The organism is Halorientalis brevis (genome assembly GCF_023077655.1).
In genome coordinates, this window is the sequence record NZ_JALLGV010000005.1 from 583,049 (window position 1) to 598,554 (window position 15,506).

General features: G+C 65.8%; 21 protein-coding genes. 8 read left to right on the forward strand and 13 right to left on the reverse strand.

Going from position 1 to position 15,506, the window contains the following annotated elements:
• Positions 1-157 precede the first annotated feature (157 nt).
• Positions 158-1,438 (reverse strand): hypothetical protein, encoded by a 1,281-nt coding sequence (locus MU553_RS14930; RefSeq protein WP_247378805.1) that lies wholly within the window; start codon positions 1,436-1,438, stop codon positions 158-160.
• Between MU553_RS14930 and MU553_RS14935 the strand changes: the two genes are divergently transcribed.
• The 3 genes from MU553_RS14935 (at position 1,437) to MU553_RS14945 (ending at position 2,411) form a co-directional block, all read left to right on the forward strand.
• Positions 1,437-1,805, forward strand: a complete 369-nt coding sequence (locus MU553_RS14935; protein WP_247378806.1) for a cupin domain-containing protein — start codon at positions 1,437-1,439, stop codon at positions 1,803-1,805. The genes MU553_RS14930 and MU553_RS14935 overlap by 2 nt on opposite strands.
• Before the next feature lie 73 nt (positions 1,806-1,878).
• Positions 1,879-2,106: a DUF2249 domain-containing protein gene (locus tag MU553_RS14940; RefSeq protein ID WP_247378807.1), complete on the forward strand. Its 228-nt coding sequence runs from the start codon at positions 1,879-1,881 to the stop codon at positions 2,104-2,106.
• Positions 2,106-2,411, forward strand: a complete 306-nt coding sequence (locus MU553_RS14945; RefSeq protein WP_247378808.1) for a cupin domain-containing protein — start codon at positions 2,106-2,108, stop codon at positions 2,409-2,411. Before MU553_RS14940 ends, MU553_RS14945 begins: the two co-directional genes overlap by 1 nt.
• A 5-nt stretch (positions 2,412-2,416) precedes the next feature.
• Here MU553_RS14945 and MU553_RS14950 read toward each other — a convergent pair whose 3' ends face one another.
• On the reverse strand, positions 2,417-2,710 hold the full coding sequence (locus MU553_RS14950; RefSeq protein ID WP_247378809.1) for a hypothetical protein: 294 nt from the start codon (positions 2,708-2,710) through the stop codon (positions 2,417-2,419).
• A gap of 203 nt (positions 2,711-2,913) precedes the next feature.
• On the opposite strand from MU553_RS14950, the gene MU553_RS14955 reads away from it, so the two are divergent.
• Positions 2,914-3,570: a helix-turn-helix domain-containing protein gene (locus MU553_RS14955; protein ID WP_247378810.1), complete on the forward strand. Its 657-nt coding sequence runs from the start codon at positions 2,914-2,916 to the stop codon at positions 3,568-3,570.
• 131 nt (positions 3,571-3,701) lie between these two features.
• On the opposite strand, the gene MU553_RS14960 is transcribed toward MU553_RS14955, so the two are convergent.
• Together MU553_RS14960 and MU553_RS14965 are read right to left on the reverse strand one after the other, a co-directional pair.
• Positions 3,702-4,763: a radical SAM protein gene (locus MU553_RS14960; protein ID WP_247378811.1), complete on the reverse strand. Its 1,062-nt coding sequence runs from the start codon at positions 4,761-4,763 to the stop codon at positions 3,702-3,704.
• A gap of 1 nt (position 4,764) precedes the next feature.
• Complete coding sequence (locus MU553_RS14965) at positions 4,765-5,067, reverse strand: CGCGG family putative rSAM-modified RiPP protein (RefSeq protein WP_247379042.1); 303 nt, start codon at positions 5,065-5,067, stop codon at positions 4,765-4,767.
• A 135-nt stretch (positions 5,068-5,202) separates the two neighbouring features.
• Here MU553_RS14965 and MU553_RS14970 point away from each other — a divergent pair, with 135 nt between their 5' ends.
• Positions 5,203-5,622 (forward strand): pterin cluster protein, encoded by a 420-nt coding sequence (locus MU553_RS14970; RefSeq protein WP_247378812.1) that lies wholly within the window; start codon positions 5,203-5,205, stop codon positions 5,620-5,622.
• Between the two features lie 131 nt (positions 5,623-5,753).
• Here MU553_RS14970 and MU553_RS14975 read toward each other — a convergent pair whose 3' ends face one another.
• The gene (locus MU553_RS14975) at positions 5,754-6,344 is read right to left on the reverse strand and encodes a carboxymuconolactone decarboxylase family protein (RefSeq protein WP_247378813.1); all 591 of its coding nucleotides are present in this window, start codon (positions 6,342-6,344) and stop codon (positions 5,754-5,756) included.
• 77 nt (positions 6,345-6,421) lie between these two features.
• On the reverse strand, positions 6,422-7,084 hold the full coding sequence (locus tag MU553_RS14980) for a hypothetical protein (RefSeq protein WP_247378814.1): 663 nt from the start codon (positions 7,082-7,084) through the stop codon (positions 6,422-6,424).
• A 182-nt stretch (positions 7,085-7,266) separates the two neighbouring features.
• On the opposite strand from MU553_RS14980, the gene fmdA (MU553_RS14985) reads away from it, so the two are divergent.
• Entirely contained in the window at positions 7,267-8,529 is a 1,263-nt protein-coding gene (fmdA, locus tag MU553_RS14985; RefSeq protein WP_247378815.1) for a formamidase, read from the forward strand.
• A gap of 51 nt (positions 8,530-8,580) precedes the next feature.
• Here fmdA (MU553_RS14985) and thsA read toward each other — a convergent pair whose 3' ends face one another.
• The 5 genes from thsA to MU553_RS15010 form a co-directional block, all read right to left on the reverse strand.
• A complete protein-coding gene (thsA, locus tag MU553_RS14990; RefSeq protein WP_247378816.1) occupies positions 8,581-10,266 on the reverse strand; it encodes a thermosome subunit alpha in 1,686 nt (561 codons plus the stop codon).
• Between the two features lie 143 nt (positions 10,267-10,409).
• The gene (locus MU553_RS14995; RefSeq protein WP_247378817.1) at positions 10,410-10,934 is read right to left on the reverse strand and encodes an AmiS/UreI family transporter; all 525 of its coding nucleotides are present in this window, start codon (positions 10,932-10,934) and stop codon (positions 10,410-10,412) included.
• Positions 10,935-11,079: 145 nt separating this feature from the next.
• Positions 11,080-11,439 carry a fluoride efflux transporter CrcB gene (gene crcB, locus MU553_RS15000; protein WP_247378818.1) on the reverse strand — a complete coding sequence of 120 codons (360 nt, stop codon included), beginning with the start codon at positions 11,437-11,439 and terminating at the stop codon, positions 11,080-11,082.
• 4 nt (positions 11,440-11,443) lie between these two features.
• Complete coding sequence (locus tag MU553_RS15005) at positions 11,444-11,824, reverse strand: fluoride efflux transporter FluC (protein WP_247378819.1); 381 nt, start codon at positions 11,822-11,824, stop codon at positions 11,444-11,446.
• A 62-nt stretch (positions 11,825-11,886) separates the two neighbouring features.
• Positions 11,887-12,213, reverse strand: a complete 327-nt coding sequence (locus MU553_RS15010) for a hypothetical protein (RefSeq protein ID WP_247378820.1) — start codon at positions 12,211-12,213, stop codon at positions 11,887-11,889.
• A gap of 129 nt (positions 12,214-12,342) precedes the next feature.
• Here MU553_RS15010 and mobA point away from each other — a divergent pair, with 129 nt between their 5' ends.
• Positions 12,343-12,960, forward strand: a complete 618-nt coding sequence (gene mobA, locus MU553_RS15015; protein WP_247378821.1) for a molybdenum cofactor guanylyltransferase — start codon at positions 12,343-12,345, stop codon at positions 12,958-12,960.
• A 1-nt stretch (position 12,961) separates the two neighbouring features.
• On the opposite strand, the gene yqeC is transcribed toward mobA, so the two are convergent.
• Positions 12,962-13,687 (reverse strand): selenium cofactor biosynthesis protein YqeC, encoded by a 726-nt coding sequence (yqeC, locus tag MU553_RS15020; RefSeq protein WP_247378822.1) that lies wholly within the window; start codon positions 13,685-13,687, stop codon positions 12,962-12,964.
• Between the two features lie 95 nt (positions 13,688-13,782).
• Here yqeC and MU553_RS15025 point away from each other — a divergent pair, with 95 nt between their 5' ends.
• Entirely contained in the window at positions 13,783-14,106 is a 324-nt protein-coding gene (locus tag MU553_RS15025; RefSeq protein ID WP_247378823.1) for a hypothetical protein, read from the forward strand.
• Between the two features lie 40 nt (positions 14,107-14,146).
• Here the strand turns inward: MU553_RS15025 and fmdA (MU553_RS15030) are convergent, their stop codons facing one another.
• The gene (gene fmdA, locus MU553_RS15030; protein WP_247378824.1) at positions 14,147-15,415 is read right to left on the reverse strand and encodes a formamidase; all 1,269 of its coding nucleotides are present in this window, start codon (positions 15,413-15,415) and stop codon (positions 14,147-14,149) included.
• Positions 15,416-15,506: the final 91 nt, after the last annotated feature.

Here is a 15,506-nt window from a genome sequence, read left to right on the forward strand (position 1 = left end):
GGAGTCGATCACGGGTGAACAGTTCGGAGTAGCCACGTATCTGCGTTTTGACGCGAGACTCCGACGGAGTCGAGCGAGCCGGATCGGTCGACGACTGACGTCCCAAGAGCGATAGTGCACCAATCACCGACCCTGCTGTCGTCTTTGATTTGGGCAGTCACCGCCGCGTTCGCTGGACGAACAGTCCGAGCACCTGATACGCGTACCCAACAGCACCCGCGAACGCGAGGGCGCGGCCGACCACGACTCCCTGAGCGAACTCGGCGAGCAGCCCGCCGACCTCGACGAGCAACCCCCCGGCGAGTCCGGCCAGCGCTGCGATCGCCAACCGGTCGCCCCCGCCCGGAAACTGTGCAACGTTCGGCGGGTAGAACTGGAAGGCGACGCCGACGATCGTCAGCCCGAGAAAGCCCAAAAGGGCGAGCCGATAGTGCGCGACGATCCAGGCAGACTGTCTGCCCTCGAAGGCCAAAAGGAGGCCGAGCGCGGCGACCGCCAGCCCCGCCAGTGCACCCGCGAGGACGCCGTAAAAGGGGAGTCGATCACGATCGCTCGCGGCGAACAGCAGGCAGTACGTCGCCGCGAAGCCGACGAGTGCGACGGTCTGGACCACAGCCCCCGCCTGCAACACCGGCCCAGCCGGCACCCCGGTCGCCAGCAGCGCCGGGCCGAGTGCACCCGTCAGCAGGACGAGGGACACGAGCGGTCTGGGTGGTGACGCCACGAGAAAGCGGGGGAACAGCCGGAATCCGACCGCGAACACGAGCAGCGCGGCGGTCCCGGCGGCGAACAGATGAGACGCACGGGGAGCGTAGCCGTCCAAGAGCATCGGAAGCGGAACGCGAGCGGCGAGTGTGGCGTACGCACCCAGCGCGAGAGACAGGAGCGCGATCGGCACGGCGGCGTTCGCCGCGCGATCGACGGGTCGACGACCGGCGTCGTGGTCCCCCGTCCCGGTCTCGCCACCGGTGAGGTTGCCCCGGACCGTCCACAGGAGCGTCCCGAGAAGGACGGCGATCCCTGCCACCCAGAGAAGCGCCCCGACGGTGCCCACGATCGGCGGAACGTCGGTCAGGGAGGCGACTGCCAGCGCCAACGCGCCCGTGATCGCGAGGGGGAGGTGCACTGTCGGCGCGCGTGAAAACGCCAGTTCCCGGTCGAAATAGGAAGGAATCAGAGAGTACGCCTTTCCGAACACCACGTGCAGAACGAACCCGTAGAGAGCGAGCGTGACCGTGACGCGGCGGGGCAGTCTCGCCAGTGCGGCGGTCTGCCACACCACGAGCCAGCCGGCACTGGCCGCGACGAATCCCCGCGTCCACCGCGAGACGGTCGCGCTCGACGTCACGGACGAGCGGTCGACCCCCAGCCGAAAAGTCTCGTGGGCGAACGTGTTCGGGAAAACTCGGAGGCGACCGACGCGCGAAGTCGGGCGCATGCCCAAGACGAGCGTCGAGGCCGAGCGAGCGTATCGAGACGACAGGTTCAGCGCCCGCGGCGTCTTCACGAGCGACCGCTCGAAGGTCGTCTGCGGCTACTTCGAGCCGGACCAGTTCATCACCGTCCACGCCCCCGACAGCGACGTGACCGTCGTCGTCCAGGCGGGACGGGGCATCGTCCGGGACGGCGACGAGGAGCACGCCGTCGAGCCGGGTGCCGTGGTGAGCGTCCCCGCCGGACGCGATCGGGGCGTGCGCGCCGACGGCAAGCGCCTGGAAGCCGTCCTCGTCACCGCACCACCGCCGACGGACGCGGAACACGAACCAGTCCGAAAAGGACTGGAAAACGGCGATTTCGAGCCCTGAATGGTCGACGGGCGGAACTGCCGAACGTGTTCGGGGTAATCGGGAGGTACCGGCGGGGCGAACGGACACGCGTATGCCAGAAATCGACGTGCGCGACCTCCCGCCCAAGGAGCGTCATCCGAAGATCATGGACGCGTTCGCGGCGATGGACAGCGGTGAGACGCTGCGGTTGATCAACGACCACGAGCCGAAGCCGCTGTTCTACGAGATGCAGGCGGAAGTCGAGGCGTTCGACGCCGACAACTACACGTCCAGGCGCGAGGGCGTCGAGAAGTTCGTCGCCGAGTTCCCCAAGCAGTGATGGCCGACGTTGCAACGCTGTCGGCGTTGACGGCGACGCCACACGCCAATCCGTTCCCCGGCGAGGAGCCGAAAGTCGTTCGCCTGGCGCTGGACGCAGGCGAGCGCGTCGATCCCCACCGACACCCCGACCGGCAGATCGTTTGCTACCTGCTGTCGGGGAGGATGGAACTCGACCTCGACGAGGAGACACACGAACTGGCCGCCGGCGACCTCATCAGGTTCGACGGGCGCCGGGAGGTCTCACCGCGGGGAGTCGAAGACTGCGAAGCGCTGCTCGTCCTCGCGCCACGGAGCTCAGAATAGAATCGTCACTCGCTGAAGAGATCGAGCGCGACGGTGACCGTCGTGTCCTCGTCGTGGTCCGCAGCGGCACGCAGTCCGGCTTTCGGCGGGTCGATGAGTCGCGACGTGAGTCGGTCGGCCAACGCAGCGAGCACGACGCGTTTCTTCGGCGTCAGTTCCCCGCGTTCCTCGATTCGCGTGAGTGCTCGCGTGAGTTCTTCGTCTCTGAGTGCCGTCGCTCGCGTCTCGATGTGATCGATCGCTGCCCGTGGGGTCGCTGGGGTCTCGCGGTCGTCGTCTGCGTCTTCGCTACCCGACATATACGGACGTTTACCGAGGGGGCCAAATGACTGTGACGACTGCCGACTCGACCGCGACAGTCTCGTAATCGGTCGCTACCGTCATGCACGAGTCCACGAGTCGCTGCTCCCTCGTCCTTTCCCCGAACGGGTTCGGACCGAAAGGCGAACATGTTCGGGGTTGTATATTGGAAGTAGGCCAGACGATGTACGCGTAACGAACGATGCCACGCGCAAAACTCTCCGTCAGAATCCCCTCGGCGGCGTGGATCGGTGACGTCTCCACTGCCTACCCGGAGGTCGAGTTCCGCGTCCTCGCAGCACTCCCGACGCAGGAGACGGGTGTCGGCCTGGTCGAACTCACCGGCCCGGACCTCGCACACGTCGTCAGAGCGATCGAAGCCCGCGAAGCGATCCTCTCGCTCGAAATCCTGGGCCGATCGCCCGACCGGGCGTTGATCCAGTTCGAGACGAGCGAACCGCTCCTGCTGTTTTCGGTCCAGGAGTCGGGCGTCCCGCTGGAACCGCCGATCGACATCGTCGACGGGTGTGCGACCGTCGAGGTGACGGCGTCACAGGACCGGCTGTCCACCTTCGGCAACCAGCTCGAACAGTTCGGGATGAGTTTCGAAGTGGAGTTCGTCCGTCGGACCGTCGACGCGACCGAGCAGTTGCTGACCGACCGGCAGCGCGAACTGATCCTCGCGGCCGTCACGGAGGGGTACTACGACACGCCTCGCGAGTGTTCGCTCACGGCGCTCGCCGACGAGCTCGACATGGCGAAATCGACCGTCAGCGAAACGCTCCACCGTGCAGAGGAGACGATCATCAAGGAGTTCGTCGCCGAACTCGACGAGGAACTCATCACGGAGCAGGCGTAACACGTCGGGAATCGTAATCGACCCCAAAACGATTGCTCGCATCAAATTCAGGGGAGTCGGTGCGTCACCGTCGACGGTCAGTCACCACCTCGCCGCCGCCCAGAAGAGAGTCATCGCTCGGTGCTGGCCGACTAATCACCCGAGACAGGGCGGTACCCATCGGGTTCGTAGGGACAGAGCGGGTCACTCGCCAGCGGATCGCCAGTGTGAGCGAACGCGCGTGACCGACTGCCGCCACAGACCCGCCGGAACTCACACTGTCCGCACTTCCCCGACAGGCGGTCTCGATCGCGAAGCGCGGTGAACAGCGACGACTCCCGGTACACCGACACCAGGTCGTCCTCACGGACCGTCCCCGCTGACTTCGGGAGGAAGCCCGACGGGTAGATCTCGCCCGTGTGACTCACGAACGCGAAGCCATCGCCGGCGACGACGCCACTTCGGCGCTCGAGACCGGCGTCTGGCCCCGCATCGCGTCGCTGCAGTTTCACGCGCCGGAACTGCGGCGCTTCCGTCGTCTTGACGCCGAACGGTTCCTCGTCGGCGACCTCGGCCAACCACTCCATCACCCTGTCGGCCCGGTCCGGACCGATAGGATCGAGCAGCTGGCCGCGACCGACCGGGACGAGGAAGAACACGCTCCAGAGGACCGCACCGATTTCCCGGACGACTTCCCGGATGGCGGGCAGTTGGGCGACCGTCTGGGCACAGACCGTCGTGTTGACCTGGAGCGGGAGGTTCGCGGCTCGGGCGTTCTCCGCGGCGCGCATCGTCTCCTCGAAACTGCCGGCTTCGCCGCGGAACGCGTCGTGGCTCTCCGCGTCGCCACCGTCGATGCTCAGCGCCATCCGTCGGAGCCCCGCGTCGGAGAGGGCCGCGATTGCGTCGCCGGTCAGTGAACTGGTTCCGCTCGGCGTCAGCGACGTGCGCAAGCCGAGGTCGTCTCCGTACGCCACGAGGTCAGTCAGGTCCGGGCGCTTGCAGGGATCGCCGCCGGAGAGAACGACCAGTTGGTTCTCGTCGAACCGGGCGGCCGCGTCGAGAACCGATTTGCCCTCCGCCGTGGTCAGTTCGTCCGGGTGTCTGCCGGGTCTGGCGTCCGCTCGACAGTGCTCACAGGCCAGGTCACAGGCCTGCGTCACCTCCCAGATGAGGACGAGCGGTCGGTCGTCCGTGTCGAAGCTCCCTCGCATCTCACTTCACGTGAACGCGCGTGACGTGGCCGCCGCAGCCACACTGTTCGACGTACTCGTACTCGACGTCGTCACCGAACGCCTCGTCCAGGTCCGGGTACAGGTTCTTTTCCGGGTGACCGTGGTCGCCGTGGGTGACGAGGTTCACGTGATTGCCCGGGGCAGTGTGTTCGATCGCCTCCCTGGCCTGTGCCAGCACCAACGACTGATCCGCGGCGTGGGGCGGTTTCTCCAGGTTCGCCGACCAGGAGTTGTCGTGGACCGATTCAGTCACCGGCTCGACCGCGTCGTGGGAGACGGTCATCTCTGCCGTTCGTTGGTCGCGGGCGGTCGAAAGGACTGGGCCGAACACGTTCGGCAACCTGCGGATCGGCAGGCACACTTCCGATGAACATGTTCGGGGCAAGCGTTTCAGCGTGTGAAGACCCTAGATTCAGGCATGCAGACCACAACGGGTGACAGCGACGCGGCACACCGCGAAGACGACGTCGGGGAAACGCGGACGACGGTGACCGTGAAGTGCACCGGCCACGTCCGCACGGCGGTCGGGCAGCCACGGTTCGATTTTACCTTCGAAGGAGACACCCTTCGCGCGTTCCTGACCGCGTTTTTCGAGGAGTACGACGTCGCTGACATGCTCATCGCCGAGACGGAGGCCGAGGCGACGACTCGCGGCTGGGCGAAAGTCGAGGAGGAGGTCCCCGGAAGCTGGTACAAGAATCCCGAAGGCGAGCAGACGCGTGCCTACGCTCGCGTCTGCGTCAACGGCCAGTTCAACGAGTTGCTCGACGGACTGGACACGCACCTCGACGACGGCGACCGCGTCGCACTCATCTACCCGTTCGTGTACTGCGTGTAATTCGTCCGAGTCGTCCTTGCGGTCGAAGAACACCCGTCTCCGTTTTCGGCAAGGCAACGGGACTCCACTGCCGTCCCCGACCGAATCGGCTCACCGGGCGGTACAGGACCGCCACCAACTGGGCGCGGTCGTTACTGCTCTCGTGACTGCGGGTCCGTGAGCGGATACTCCAGTCCGGTCGGGTACGGGCTGTCCTCGGTCGTGTCGAGTTCGAGTGCGATCGTGAACCGGTCGAGTCCGACTTCGAGGCTACAGAACAGGAGGAGTTCAACCAGTTCGTCCGTCGCGAACTCATCGTGAAGGTCCGCGAAGAACTCGTCCGTGATCCGGTGTGGGTCCCTCGACATCGCGTCCGCGAGTTCGACGGCGAGCGCCTCGCGCCGAGTGAGTGCCGCCTGGTCTATCTCGTCGCCGAGGACGGCCGCCTCCTTCGGTGCGACTTCGTCGCGAACGTCAGTCGTCCGGACGGTCCCGCAGTAGGCACACTCGTGACACGTCGCGACCCTGAGACGGACGAGTTCCAGCAGTGACGAACTGACGGCGTCGGACTGGGGAAACGAGCCGAGCGTTTCGACCAGCCGCTTGAAGATCGCCGGCTGGTGGGCCATCGCGCCGAAGAAAGCCGCGTCCTCGTACCAGTCCTCCGTGGCCTCCCGGAGGAGGGCGTTCACGTCCTGGTCTGCCGATTCCCCCGGTTCGACGATCGAGAGTCGGTCGGGCATGGGTCCAAGTCTTCGTGTTCGCCGTCGTCGGCGATAAGCGTTGATCGAAACCGACGCGCAGTGACCTGTGCTGTCGGCTACGTGTCACACCGAGCGAGATACATCCGATACTCTAGCTCGTCGGGGTCGTTGCCCAGAACCTGCGTCGTGACCTTCTCGAAGCAGTCCGGGCCCTGCCGGTCCGCCATCGCCTCGTCGTCACACAATCGGTCGGCGATCCGCTGGACGTGATCGGCCTCGTCTGCCGGTGCGCAGAGGGCGGCGGCATCGTGGTCGGACGCCTGTCCGAGCAGTTCGGTGAGGTCTCCGGCCACGTCCTCGAACGTGAGCTCGGGGGAAACGGTCGTTCGGAGGAATGTCTCGCCCTGGAACTGGACGACGTCACGCTCGTCCGCGACGGCTTCCTCGTCGTCACGATCTGCGGCAGCCGCCTCGACGGCGTCGTACAGCGCGCTGGTCCGTGTCGCCGTGTGTTCGAGCCACGTATCGAGTGAGTCGGCCGGCGTCAGGCGAACCCGGTACCGGTCGTCTCCCTGCCAGTCGAGCAAGCCGAGGGCGACGAGCGTTTCGAGGCGATCACGGAGATCCCTCTCAGCCAGGCTCGCCCACGGCACGTCCCGGTCATCCACGTCACCGCGCCGGAGACTGTCAACGGTGAACGCCTCCTCGCCCAAAGCGTTCCAGAGCGCCAGGTAGAGGTCGATGCGATCGTCGATGGTCGGCAAGAGTGGATCAGCCATGCTGATAACCGACCTCACTTCCACGATGAGCCTGTTAAACGTACTGTCGGGTCCCTGACTCCGCATGCAATCGTGACCACTCTCGTGTCGTACCGACTGGAACGGGCACGCGAGACGCAGGAATTCCACGGGAGTGCGTCAAACAGCTATACCACTTCACGTGTGGTATGGTATCGCTGCGCATGCCAGAGACAGTCTTCGAAGTAGACGTCGACAGTTCGATCGAAGAGCAGCCAGACCCGATCGTCAACCGGTGGCATCCGGACGTGCCGGCGGCGGCGAGCGTCGAACCGGGCGAGAAATTCCGCGTGGAGTGTCTCGACTGGACCGGAAACCAGGTGGTCAACGACGACAGCGCGAACGACATCCGCGACATGGACCTCGCGCCGAACCACCACCTCAGCGGTCCCATCCGCGTCGAAGGCGCCGAACCCGGCGACATGCTCGTCGTCGACATCCTCGACCTCGGACCGTTCCCGGACAACGAGTGGGGCTTCAACGGCATCTTCGAACTCGACAACGGGGGCGGGTTCCTCACCGATCACTTCCCGGAGGCCCGCAAGTCGATCTGGGACCTCGACGGCGTGTACGCGAGTTCCCGCCACATCCCCGACGTTCGATTCGCCGGGCTCTCACATCCCGGTATCGTCGGGACCGCACCGTCACATGACCTCCTGGAGAAGTGGAACGAACGCGAGCGAGCGCTCATCGAACGCGGGCCGGAGGACGAGACGGCCATCAACCACGAGACCCACGACGACGAGCCGCCGCTGGCGCTCCCGCCGGAACCCGAGGACATCCTGCTGGGCGACATGGACGACGACGAGGTCGAGGAGGTCGCCGACGAGGCCGCCCGGACCATCCCGCCGCGGGAGAACGCCGGCAACTGCGACATCAAGAACCTGAGTCGCGGGTCGCGCGTGTACCTCCCGGTGTTCGTCGAGGGCGCGAACATGATCACCGGCGACCTGCACTTCTCGCAGGGCGACGGGGAGATCACGTTCTGCGGCGCCATCGAGATGGCCGGCTGGATCGACATGCAGGTCGACCTCGTCAAGAACGGCATGGAGAAGATGGGGACCGACTACGCGCTGTTCACGCCGGGCAACATGGAGCCGCAGTTCTCCGAGTACGTCGTCTTCGAGGGCTACTCCGTCGACGAGGAAGGCACCCAGCACTACAAGAACGCCAACGTCGGGATGCGCCGGGCCTGTCTCGACGCCATCGACTACATGTCGAACTTCGGCTACACCCGCGAGCAGGCCTACCAGATCCTGAGTTGCGCGCCGGTCGAGAGCCGCATCGCCGGCATCGTCGACCTGCCAAACACCTGCGTCACCGTGTCGGTCCCGAAGGAGGTCTTCGAGTTCGACATCGACCCCGACGGCCTGGCCGAGGAGACCGCTCCGACCGACGACCGCGGCGACCTCGCGAAACCGTCCTGATCGCGGGTTCGAGTCCCGTTTTTCGCACCGTCAGCCCGTCGCGGGCGACCGTCAGTGACCGACGGCCCACGGGTAGCCGCCAGTGGCTTCGACGCCGCCGCGTCCGTGGTCGTGATCGTGACCGTGATCGTGCTCGCCGTCGCCTTCACCGGTCGCCACGAGCATGTCGTCGATGCCGACGAGGACCGTCGTCGCTTCTGCGGCGCTAGTGATCGCGTGGCGCTTGATCGTCGCCGGTTCGACGACGCCGCGCTCGACCACGTCGGCAAGTTCGCCGCCGTCGACGTCGAGCCCAGTCCGCCACTCGTCGTCGGCGTGGCGGTTTCGAAGGGCCACCAGCGCGTCGATCGGGTCGAGTCCCGCACTCTCGGCGAGCGTCCGCGGAATCGACTCCAGCGCGTCGGCGAAGGCGGTCACGGCGAGTTGCTCGCGGCCGGCGATCCCGTCGGCTGCCTCCCGGAGCCTCGCCGCCACGGCGACTTCCGTGGCACCGCCGCCGGGAACCACCGCGCCCCGTTCGATCGCGAGCGTCACGTCGTCGAGGCAGTTCTCGATCAGTCGCTTCGTCTCGTCTATCACGTGGGCCGTCCCGCCGCGCAGGATCAGCGACCGCTGTTCGGTGTCGGGACACTCGCCGACGACGACCAGTTCGGTGTCGGCGAGCGTGCGGCGCTCGACGACGCCCGCGCGCCCGACGTGGTCGGACGTCAGTTCGTCGACGCGTTTGACGAGACCGGCACCCGTCGCTCGGGCGAGTTTGTGCATCTCGTCCTGTCGCGTCCGTTCGACCGCGATGACGCCGTGTCTGGCCAGCCGCGCCCGCACGTCGTCGTCGATCGACTTCTGGCAGAAGACGATGTCGGCACCCACGTCGGCGATACCGCTCGCCTGGCCTTCGTAAACGTCGGCTTCGTAGTCGGCGAACTGACCGAGCTGTGTGGGATTCTCGACGGAGACGCGCGTGATCGCGTCCGCCTTCTCGACGGTGAGCTGGTCGTCGATCAGCGCGACGCCCGCGTCCTCGATGCGCCGCGGGAGATCGACGTCCAGTGAGGCGAGCGTCGTCGAGGAGGCGTCCACGTCGATGGCGAGTCCCGCGACGAGTTCTGAGTCGGTCGGGGACCCGCCGGGGATCGTCGTTCTGGTGATCCGTCGGCGCTCGACGGTCCCGTTTCGTTCGACCGCCTGGGCTGCCTCGACGACGAGTTCGACGATCGCCGTCGCTTCCCGGTCGCTCCACTTGCCGGTGATTGCCGTCCGGGCGATAGCTTCGAGCAGTTCAGTGTCCGCCGGATCGACCGGAACCGTGCACTCGTCGAGCGCCGAGAGCGCGAGGTCGACGGCACGCGTGTATCCCGCATCGATCGTCGTCGGATGGAGACCCTGCTCCGTGAGCCGCGCCGCCTCCGTGAGGAGTTCGCCCGCGACGATGACGGCCGTCGTCGTGCCGTCGCCGATTCGATCGTGCTGGCTCTGGGCGACCTGGACGATCTCCCGGGCGGCGGGGTGTTCGATGTCCATGCGGTCGAGGATGCTGGCACCGTCGTTGGTCACCACGACTTTCCCGTCGTCGCCGACCAGCATCTTGTCCATTCCCCTGGGACCGAGGGTCGTTCTGATCGCGTCTGCGAGGGCCGTTCCCGCGGTGACGTTCATCTCGCGAACGTCACGCTCCTGAAATCGTTCGGTTTCTGCAGCGAGTACTGTGGAGGGCCACTCCCCCGTGGACTGCGTCATGCTAACACACCTCTTCAGTGGAGTCCATGCACGGCCACAAAGTCGTATCGCGAAGTTTCACCAGCCACGTATAGGGTCGCTGACTGACGGTTTGCTGTCAGTTCTTGCAGGGGAACGGCCAGCAGACACGGCAGGGAGCGCACTCACGCCCACGGCCAGAGGCCAGCAGCCATCACGTAGCCAGCGCCGCCGGTCGCGATGCCGACGACGAGCGTGTACCAGCCGATGGGTCTGGTGTACTCGGATTTCTGGAGGCCGAGCAGGAGCCAGAACGTCGCCCAGAGGATCGCCCAGATCCACCACAAACTGGCGAGACCGACGTCGCCGAGTTGCCAGACGAACCAGCCCGTCGGGATGGCGAGGATCGTCACCATGATACAGTACCAGCCGAACGCCCGTTGATCGTCTTCACCGCGCCACGCGTTCGTTCCGACCCAGAGATACGTGAACGAGAACAACAGCGTTCCAGCGGCGTTGAACGGCGTTCCCTCCGAAGCCGACCCGCCGAACGCCCACCAGAGGGCAATCAGCAGCGTGAGACCGCCCACGAAGTAGTTCAGGACCGCGACGTCACGGTCCGAGCCGATCCCCAGCAGCCACACGCCGTTGACCACCAACACCATGCCGACGAATACTAACCCCATTCCGAGGACTGTGTACAGACTCATGCTTCGTCGTGTTCTGTGGTAACATAGTACACATCGTTTTCCGGGCAAAAGTAGGTAATTTTCGTTTATATTCGTGGAATATATAACCGTAAGTGACTGTACGATGCAACTACCCGTCGGCGGTACGGGTCGCGTCTCTGTCTCGTCACACCGGGAGCAGCGAACCGAGGAGCCACGCACCGCCGATCGCCGCGATCGAGCCGACGAGGTTCAGCGCGGCGAACGCGACGGCCGAGGCGTGCTCGTCGGTCTCCCACAGCCGAACCGTGTCGAACGAAAACGAGGAGAACGTCGTGTAGGACCCACAGGCGCCGGTGCCGACGAACAGGAGGACGGCGTTCCCGGGATCGAGGACGGTGACGAGGCCGAGGACGAAACTGCCGACCACGTTCACCGTCAGCGTGCCGACGGGGAACGTCTCGCGAGCGACGAGTTCCGCGGTGAAATGTCGCAGCAACGCACCGACGACGCCGCCGAGGCCGACGAGCCAGAGGTCGGGAACCATGGGATCACTCCTGTTCGAGGCGTGCGGCGACGCGACCCCCGAGAACGACGCCGGTGAAGCCGAAGGCGTAGTTGCCAGTCACGTTCAGGAGACCGAGCAACGGCGTCGATTGGACGGTTTCGAGCGCGAACGTGCTGTAAGTAGTAAACGACGAGAGGAAGCCGGTCGCGAGGACGAGCCGCGTCTCGTCGGCTAACAGTCCCGTGTACATGGCCTCGTAGAGGACGAAGCCGAGCAGAAAGCTCCCCAGCGCGTTCGCGACGAAGGTGCCCCAGAGGCCGGGCGTCGAGACGGCGATGAGGTGGCGGGAGTTCGCACCCAGAAATCCCCCCACGGCGATCAAGAGCACTGTTTCGAGCGTCAGGAGCGGGTGGTTCTCCGCCATTCCGTACCACCAACTCACGACGCCGCGCCTCTTACGAGTAGTTTCGGGACGGTTGCCGGTCCCTAGTCCCGGTAGATGACGGCGACCGACGCGTTCGCAGTAGAGACCCGGCCGCTGTACGTGGTGTCACGCCAGGTCAGGACGGCGGCCATCCCCTCGACGTTGCTCGGGGACTGATCGTCGAGGTCGTCGGGCCACAGACGGCCACCGCGGCTCCGGGCGACCGTCAGTTGGTCCTGTTCGACGGTCAGGTGTTTCGGGACGAACCAGTGTGACCAGGTCGGCTTGTCCGGGTGTCGATCGTCGATCAAGGTCAGCCGAACCTGATCGTCGCTGACGACCTTCGTCGCGACGGTGGCCGCTCCACTCACGGTCACGACGACCTCCATTCAATATCAGGTATCATACACACCCCTCACCATGGGGCGGGAATAAATATTTCCACCAGGGCGCTCGGTCCGAATCGTATCGCTCCAGCGGTGAAACGTTTAGTGTCATCCAGTCCGAAGTGCCCGGTGATGCGAAGCGGCGTGATCCTCGCCGGCGGGTACTCGACGCGGTTCGGCGACGAGGACAAAGCGACCGCCGATCTGGCGGGCGAGCCGATGATTCGGCGCGTCGCCGACCGCCTCGAAGGCGTCGTCGACGACCTCGTGGTCAACTGTCGCGCCGAGCAGCGCGCCCGGCTCGAGGCCGCGCTCGCCGGCGTCGAAATCCCGGTTCAGTACGCGGAAGACCCCGAGCCTGACCAGGGGCCGATGGCAGGCATCATGACTGGCCTCCGCGAAGCAGACGGGGAGTACGCCGCGGTCGTGGCCTGTGACATGCCCTTCGTCGACGCCTCGTTTCTCGACTACCTGTTCGAGCGAGCGGCCGGCCACGATGCCGCCGTCCCACAGGTCGAAGACGAGTGGTTCCAGACCACCCAGGCGGTGTATCGGACGGAGCCGATGGCTCAGGCGTGTGCAAAAGCGCTCGCCGACGACGAACACAAGATCGTCGTCCCGCTGTTCAGGCTCGACTACGTCGTCGTGGACGCGGCGGAGATTCGCGAGCACGCGACAGAGGACACGTTCCGGAACGTCAACACGCGCGAGAAACTGGAAACCGCACGATCGGCGTTCGGCGACGAGTAGCTCAGCGTTCGAGCACGGCCACGAGCGGGTCGTCCGCGATCATGCGCGTGAGTGCGACTCGATCGACCGTGCCGGCGTCGAGAATCGCCGCGGCGATGCGCCGGGCAGCGGCTTCGTCGGTCGCGTCGTCGACCTTGTTGATGACCGGGACGACCGTCGCCCCGGGGGGCACGTCCTTCAGTCCGCCTTCGGGACTGGTCACGACGGCGGCCACGTGTTCGGGACGGATTTCCTCGCCCGGCGAGAGGTCGGTGATCGCGGCCACGCGCTCTACCCGGTGTACGTGCTCGGCAGTCAGCGGCTTCCCCACGACGTGCGCGCTGGCGACGGGCAGGACGGTGTCCGTGCCGGCGGGCACCTGGGGCTCGGCGTCGTCGGGCGCTTTGAACTCGCGCATCCGCGCGCCGTCGGCCTTGACGAGCACCGCGTCCGGGACGTCGGTCTCGGCGAGCGCCGCGACCGTCTCGGTGTCGTAGCCGAGATACCGGTCGTCCTCGCGTTCGGGGACGAGCCCGAGCGGCCAGGCGTCGGCTTCGCCGACCGCGTCGACGGGATCTTTCGTTACTTCGACCCTCGCCACGTGTCGATCGAAGATCGGGATACGAACCGTCGCGGTGACGACTGCCCGGTCGTGACGGGCGGCGAGTCGCCAGAGCGTGGTTTTCTTGCCGCCTGCGCCGACCACGCAGACGAGACCGTCGGCCGCGAGCGCGTCGACCAGTTCCATACCGGTCATACGACGGCCGGTGCCAAAACGGTCACACTCGCCAGCCAAGGGGGCGTCCCGAAGCTTTACCTCACCGTTCGTGGACAGTGCTGGCGATGCCGGGCGACAACTCCGACGTCGCGGCCGCGGCGTCTCGCTTCCACGACGACATCCCACACCGGTTCCAGGTCTCACTGACGATGTCGATGGACACGCGCGAGTCCCTGCGGGCCGTCCGCGACGCGGTCAACGACCACTGTGAGGAGCAGGTGTTCACCACCGACGACGTGATCCGGCTCGCGCTGCAGGGGACAGCCGACTATCACGCGCTCGCGTCGGGAGACCAGCCCGACGCGGGAGCGGTGCCCCCACTGGCGGCCGTCGTCGGCGAAGTGCTCGACGCCGACGAGGCGAGGGCGACAGACCAACCGAGCGAGTGAGTCCGAGGCGAGTGCGACGAGTCGGCGGGACCGACGCTGCTCAGAGCGGGTCGTCCGTGATCGGGATCTGTCCTCGGTCGGCGGACTCCTCTAAGCCGTCCGGGCTGACGTCGAAATTGAAGACCTCTTTCGGAAGCGCGAGCGTGGAGCAGGCGTTCGGGATGTCGACGACGCCGCTCTGACGACCTTCGACCGGCACAGTCCCCAGAATCATGTACGCCTGCTCGCGGGTGTAGCCGAACTTCTCCAGGTAGTCGATGGCCTGGAGACAGGCGCGGCGGTAGGCCACGTGCGAGTCGATGTAGTGCTGTTCGCCCTCCTCGTCGACGGAGTAGCCCTCGAACACGACGTACTCGCTGAAGTTCGGTCCGCGGTGGCCGGGCTCGAAGATCGGGTGGTCGACGCCGTACTCGTCCATGCCGTCCTTGACGAGTTCGAACTTCAGATCGACGTAGCCGGCCATCTCGATGGCGCCGCAGAACGTGATCTCCCCGTCGCCCTGCGAGGCGTGGAGGTCGCCGATGCCGAACTTCGCGCCCTCGACGAACACCGGGAAGTAGATCGTCGACCCGAGCGAGAGGTCCTTGATGTCGCAGTTGCCGCCGTGTTCCCGCGGTGGGACGGTCCGTGCGCCCTCTTCGGCGATGTTGTCTGCGGCGTCGCCCGTCGCTTCGCCGGGGAGCGCACCGTCCGCCGTCGGTGGGTTCGCGACGGGCGGCTGGGACTCGCCGGTCGGGTGGTCTGGAATCGAGGAGGGGTCCTCCTCGTGTTTGTCCATCAGTTTCTGTTCGCGCTCGTTCCACTCTTCTAAGAGTTCCTGGGACGGGGCGGTCCCGATCAGGCCGGGGTGGATCTTCCCCTCGTAGTAGACGTCCGGGATGTGTCGCGAAGAGACGTACGTCCCGTCGATGTCCCAGATCGCCTTGGCCGCGTCGGGGAAGTGGTCGGTCAGGAACCCACCGCCGTTCTGCTGGGAGAAGATTCCCGTGAAGCCGTACTCCCAGCGGTCGTTCAGCGCACCGATGTCGAGCAGCGTCACCTTCAGCAGGTCGCCTGGCTTGGCCCCCGACACCTCGATCGGCCCGCTCAGGTAGTGGACCTGGTTCAGGTCCACGTCGCGGACTTCGTTCGCGTTGTCGTTGTCTCGAATCTGGCCGCCAGTCCAATCGAGGCATTCGAGTCGTACCGTGTCGCCGGGTTCCGCGGTGTCGACCGGTTCGATCTCGGGATGCCAGCGATTGAACGGCTTGGCCCCCGGTTGCTCGTCCGGCGGACTGTCGACGTCCACCTCGAAGTGTACTTCTGGCATTGGTATCCTGGGCGAAGTTGCCCAAGTCAGACGATTCCATGAACGCGCCAATAAATACTATGAAAGATTATTATAGTTCCGTTAGTTACGG

Excerpts from the sequence above, each read along its gene's own strand:
- MU553_RS14940 (WP_247378807.1), top strand. The coding sequence starts at position 1,879 with ATGCCAGAAATCGACGTGCGCGACCTCCCGCCCAAGGAGCGTCATCCG.
- crcB (WP_247378818.1), bottom strand. The coding sequence starts at position 11,439 with ATGGTTCCCGACCTCTGGCTCGTCGGCCTCGGCGGCGTCGTCGGTGCG.
- thsA (WP_247378816.1), bottom strand. The coding sequence starts at position 10,266 with ATGACGCAGTCCACGGGGGAGTGGCCCTCCACAGTACTCGCTGCAGAA.
- mobA (WP_247378821.1), top strand. The coding sequence starts at position 12,343 with ATGCGAAGCGGCGTGATCCTCGCCGGCGGGTACTCGACGCGGTTCGGC.
- MU553_RS14935 (WP_247378806.1), top strand. The coding sequence starts at position 1,437 with ATGCCCAAGACGAGCGTCGAGGCCGAGCGAGCGTATCGAGACGACAGG.
- MU553_RS15010 (WP_247378820.1), bottom strand. The coding sequence starts at position 12,213 with ATGGAGGTCGTCGTGACCGTGAGTGGAGCGGCCACCGTCGCGACGAAG.
- MU553_RS14955 (WP_247378810.1), top strand. The coding sequence starts at position 2,914 with ATGCCACGCGCAAAACTCTCCGTCAGAATCCCCTCGGCGGCGTGGATC.
- MU553_RS14965 (WP_247379042.1), bottom strand. The coding sequence starts at position 5,067 with ATGACCGTCTCCCACGACGCGGTCGAGCCGGTGACTGAATCGGTCCAC.
- MU553_RS14950 (WP_247378809.1), bottom strand. The coding sequence starts at position 2,710 with ATGTCGGGTAGCGAAGACGCAGACGACGACCGCGAGACCCCAGCGACC.
- fmdA (WP_247378815.1), top strand. The coding sequence starts at position 7,267 with ATGCCAGAGACAGTCTTCGAAGTAGACGTCGACAGTTCGATCGAAGAG.
- MU553_RS15025 (WP_247378823.1), top strand. The coding sequence starts at position 13,783 with ATGCCGGGCGACAACTCCGACGTCGCGGCCGCGGCGTCTCGCTTCCAC.
- MU553_RS14980 (WP_247378814.1), bottom strand. The coding sequence starts at position 7,084 with ATGGCTGATCCACTCTTGCCGACCATCGACGATCGCATCGACCTCTAC.
- MU553_RS14970 (WP_247378812.1), top strand. The coding sequence starts at position 5,203 with ATGCAGACCACAACGGGTGACAGCGACGCGGCACACCGCGAAGACGAC.
- MU553_RS14975 (WP_247378813.1), bottom strand. The coding sequence starts at position 6,344 with ATGCCCGACCGACTCTCGATCGTCGAACCGGGGGAATCGGCAGACCAG.
- yqeC (WP_247378822.1), bottom strand. The coding sequence starts at position 13,687 with ATGGAACTGGTCGACGCGCTCGCGGCCGACGGTCTCGTCTGCGTGGTC.
- MU553_RS14960 (WP_247378811.1), bottom strand. The coding sequence starts at position 4,763 with ATGCGAGGGAGCTTCGACACGGACGACCGACCGCTCGTCCTCATCTGG.
- fmdA (WP_247378824.1), bottom strand. The coding sequence starts at position 15,415 with ATGCCAGAAGTACACTTCGAGGTGGACGTCGACAGTCCGCCGGACGAG.
- MU553_RS14930 (WP_247378805.1), bottom strand. The coding sequence starts at position 1,438 with ATGCGCCCGACTTCGCGCGTCGGTCGCCTCCGAGTTTTCCCGAACACG.
- MU553_RS14945 (WP_247378808.1), top strand. The coding sequence starts at position 2,106 with ATGGCCGACGTTGCAACGCTGTCGGCGTTGACGGCGACGCCACACGCC.
- MU553_RS15005 (WP_247378819.1), bottom strand. The coding sequence starts at position 11,824 with ATGGCGGAGAACCACCCGCTCCTGACGCTCGAAACAGTGCTCTTGATC.
- MU553_RS14995 (WP_247378817.1), bottom strand. The coding sequence starts at position 10,934 with ATGAGTCTGTACACAGTCCTCGGAATGGGGTTAGTATTCGTCGGCATG.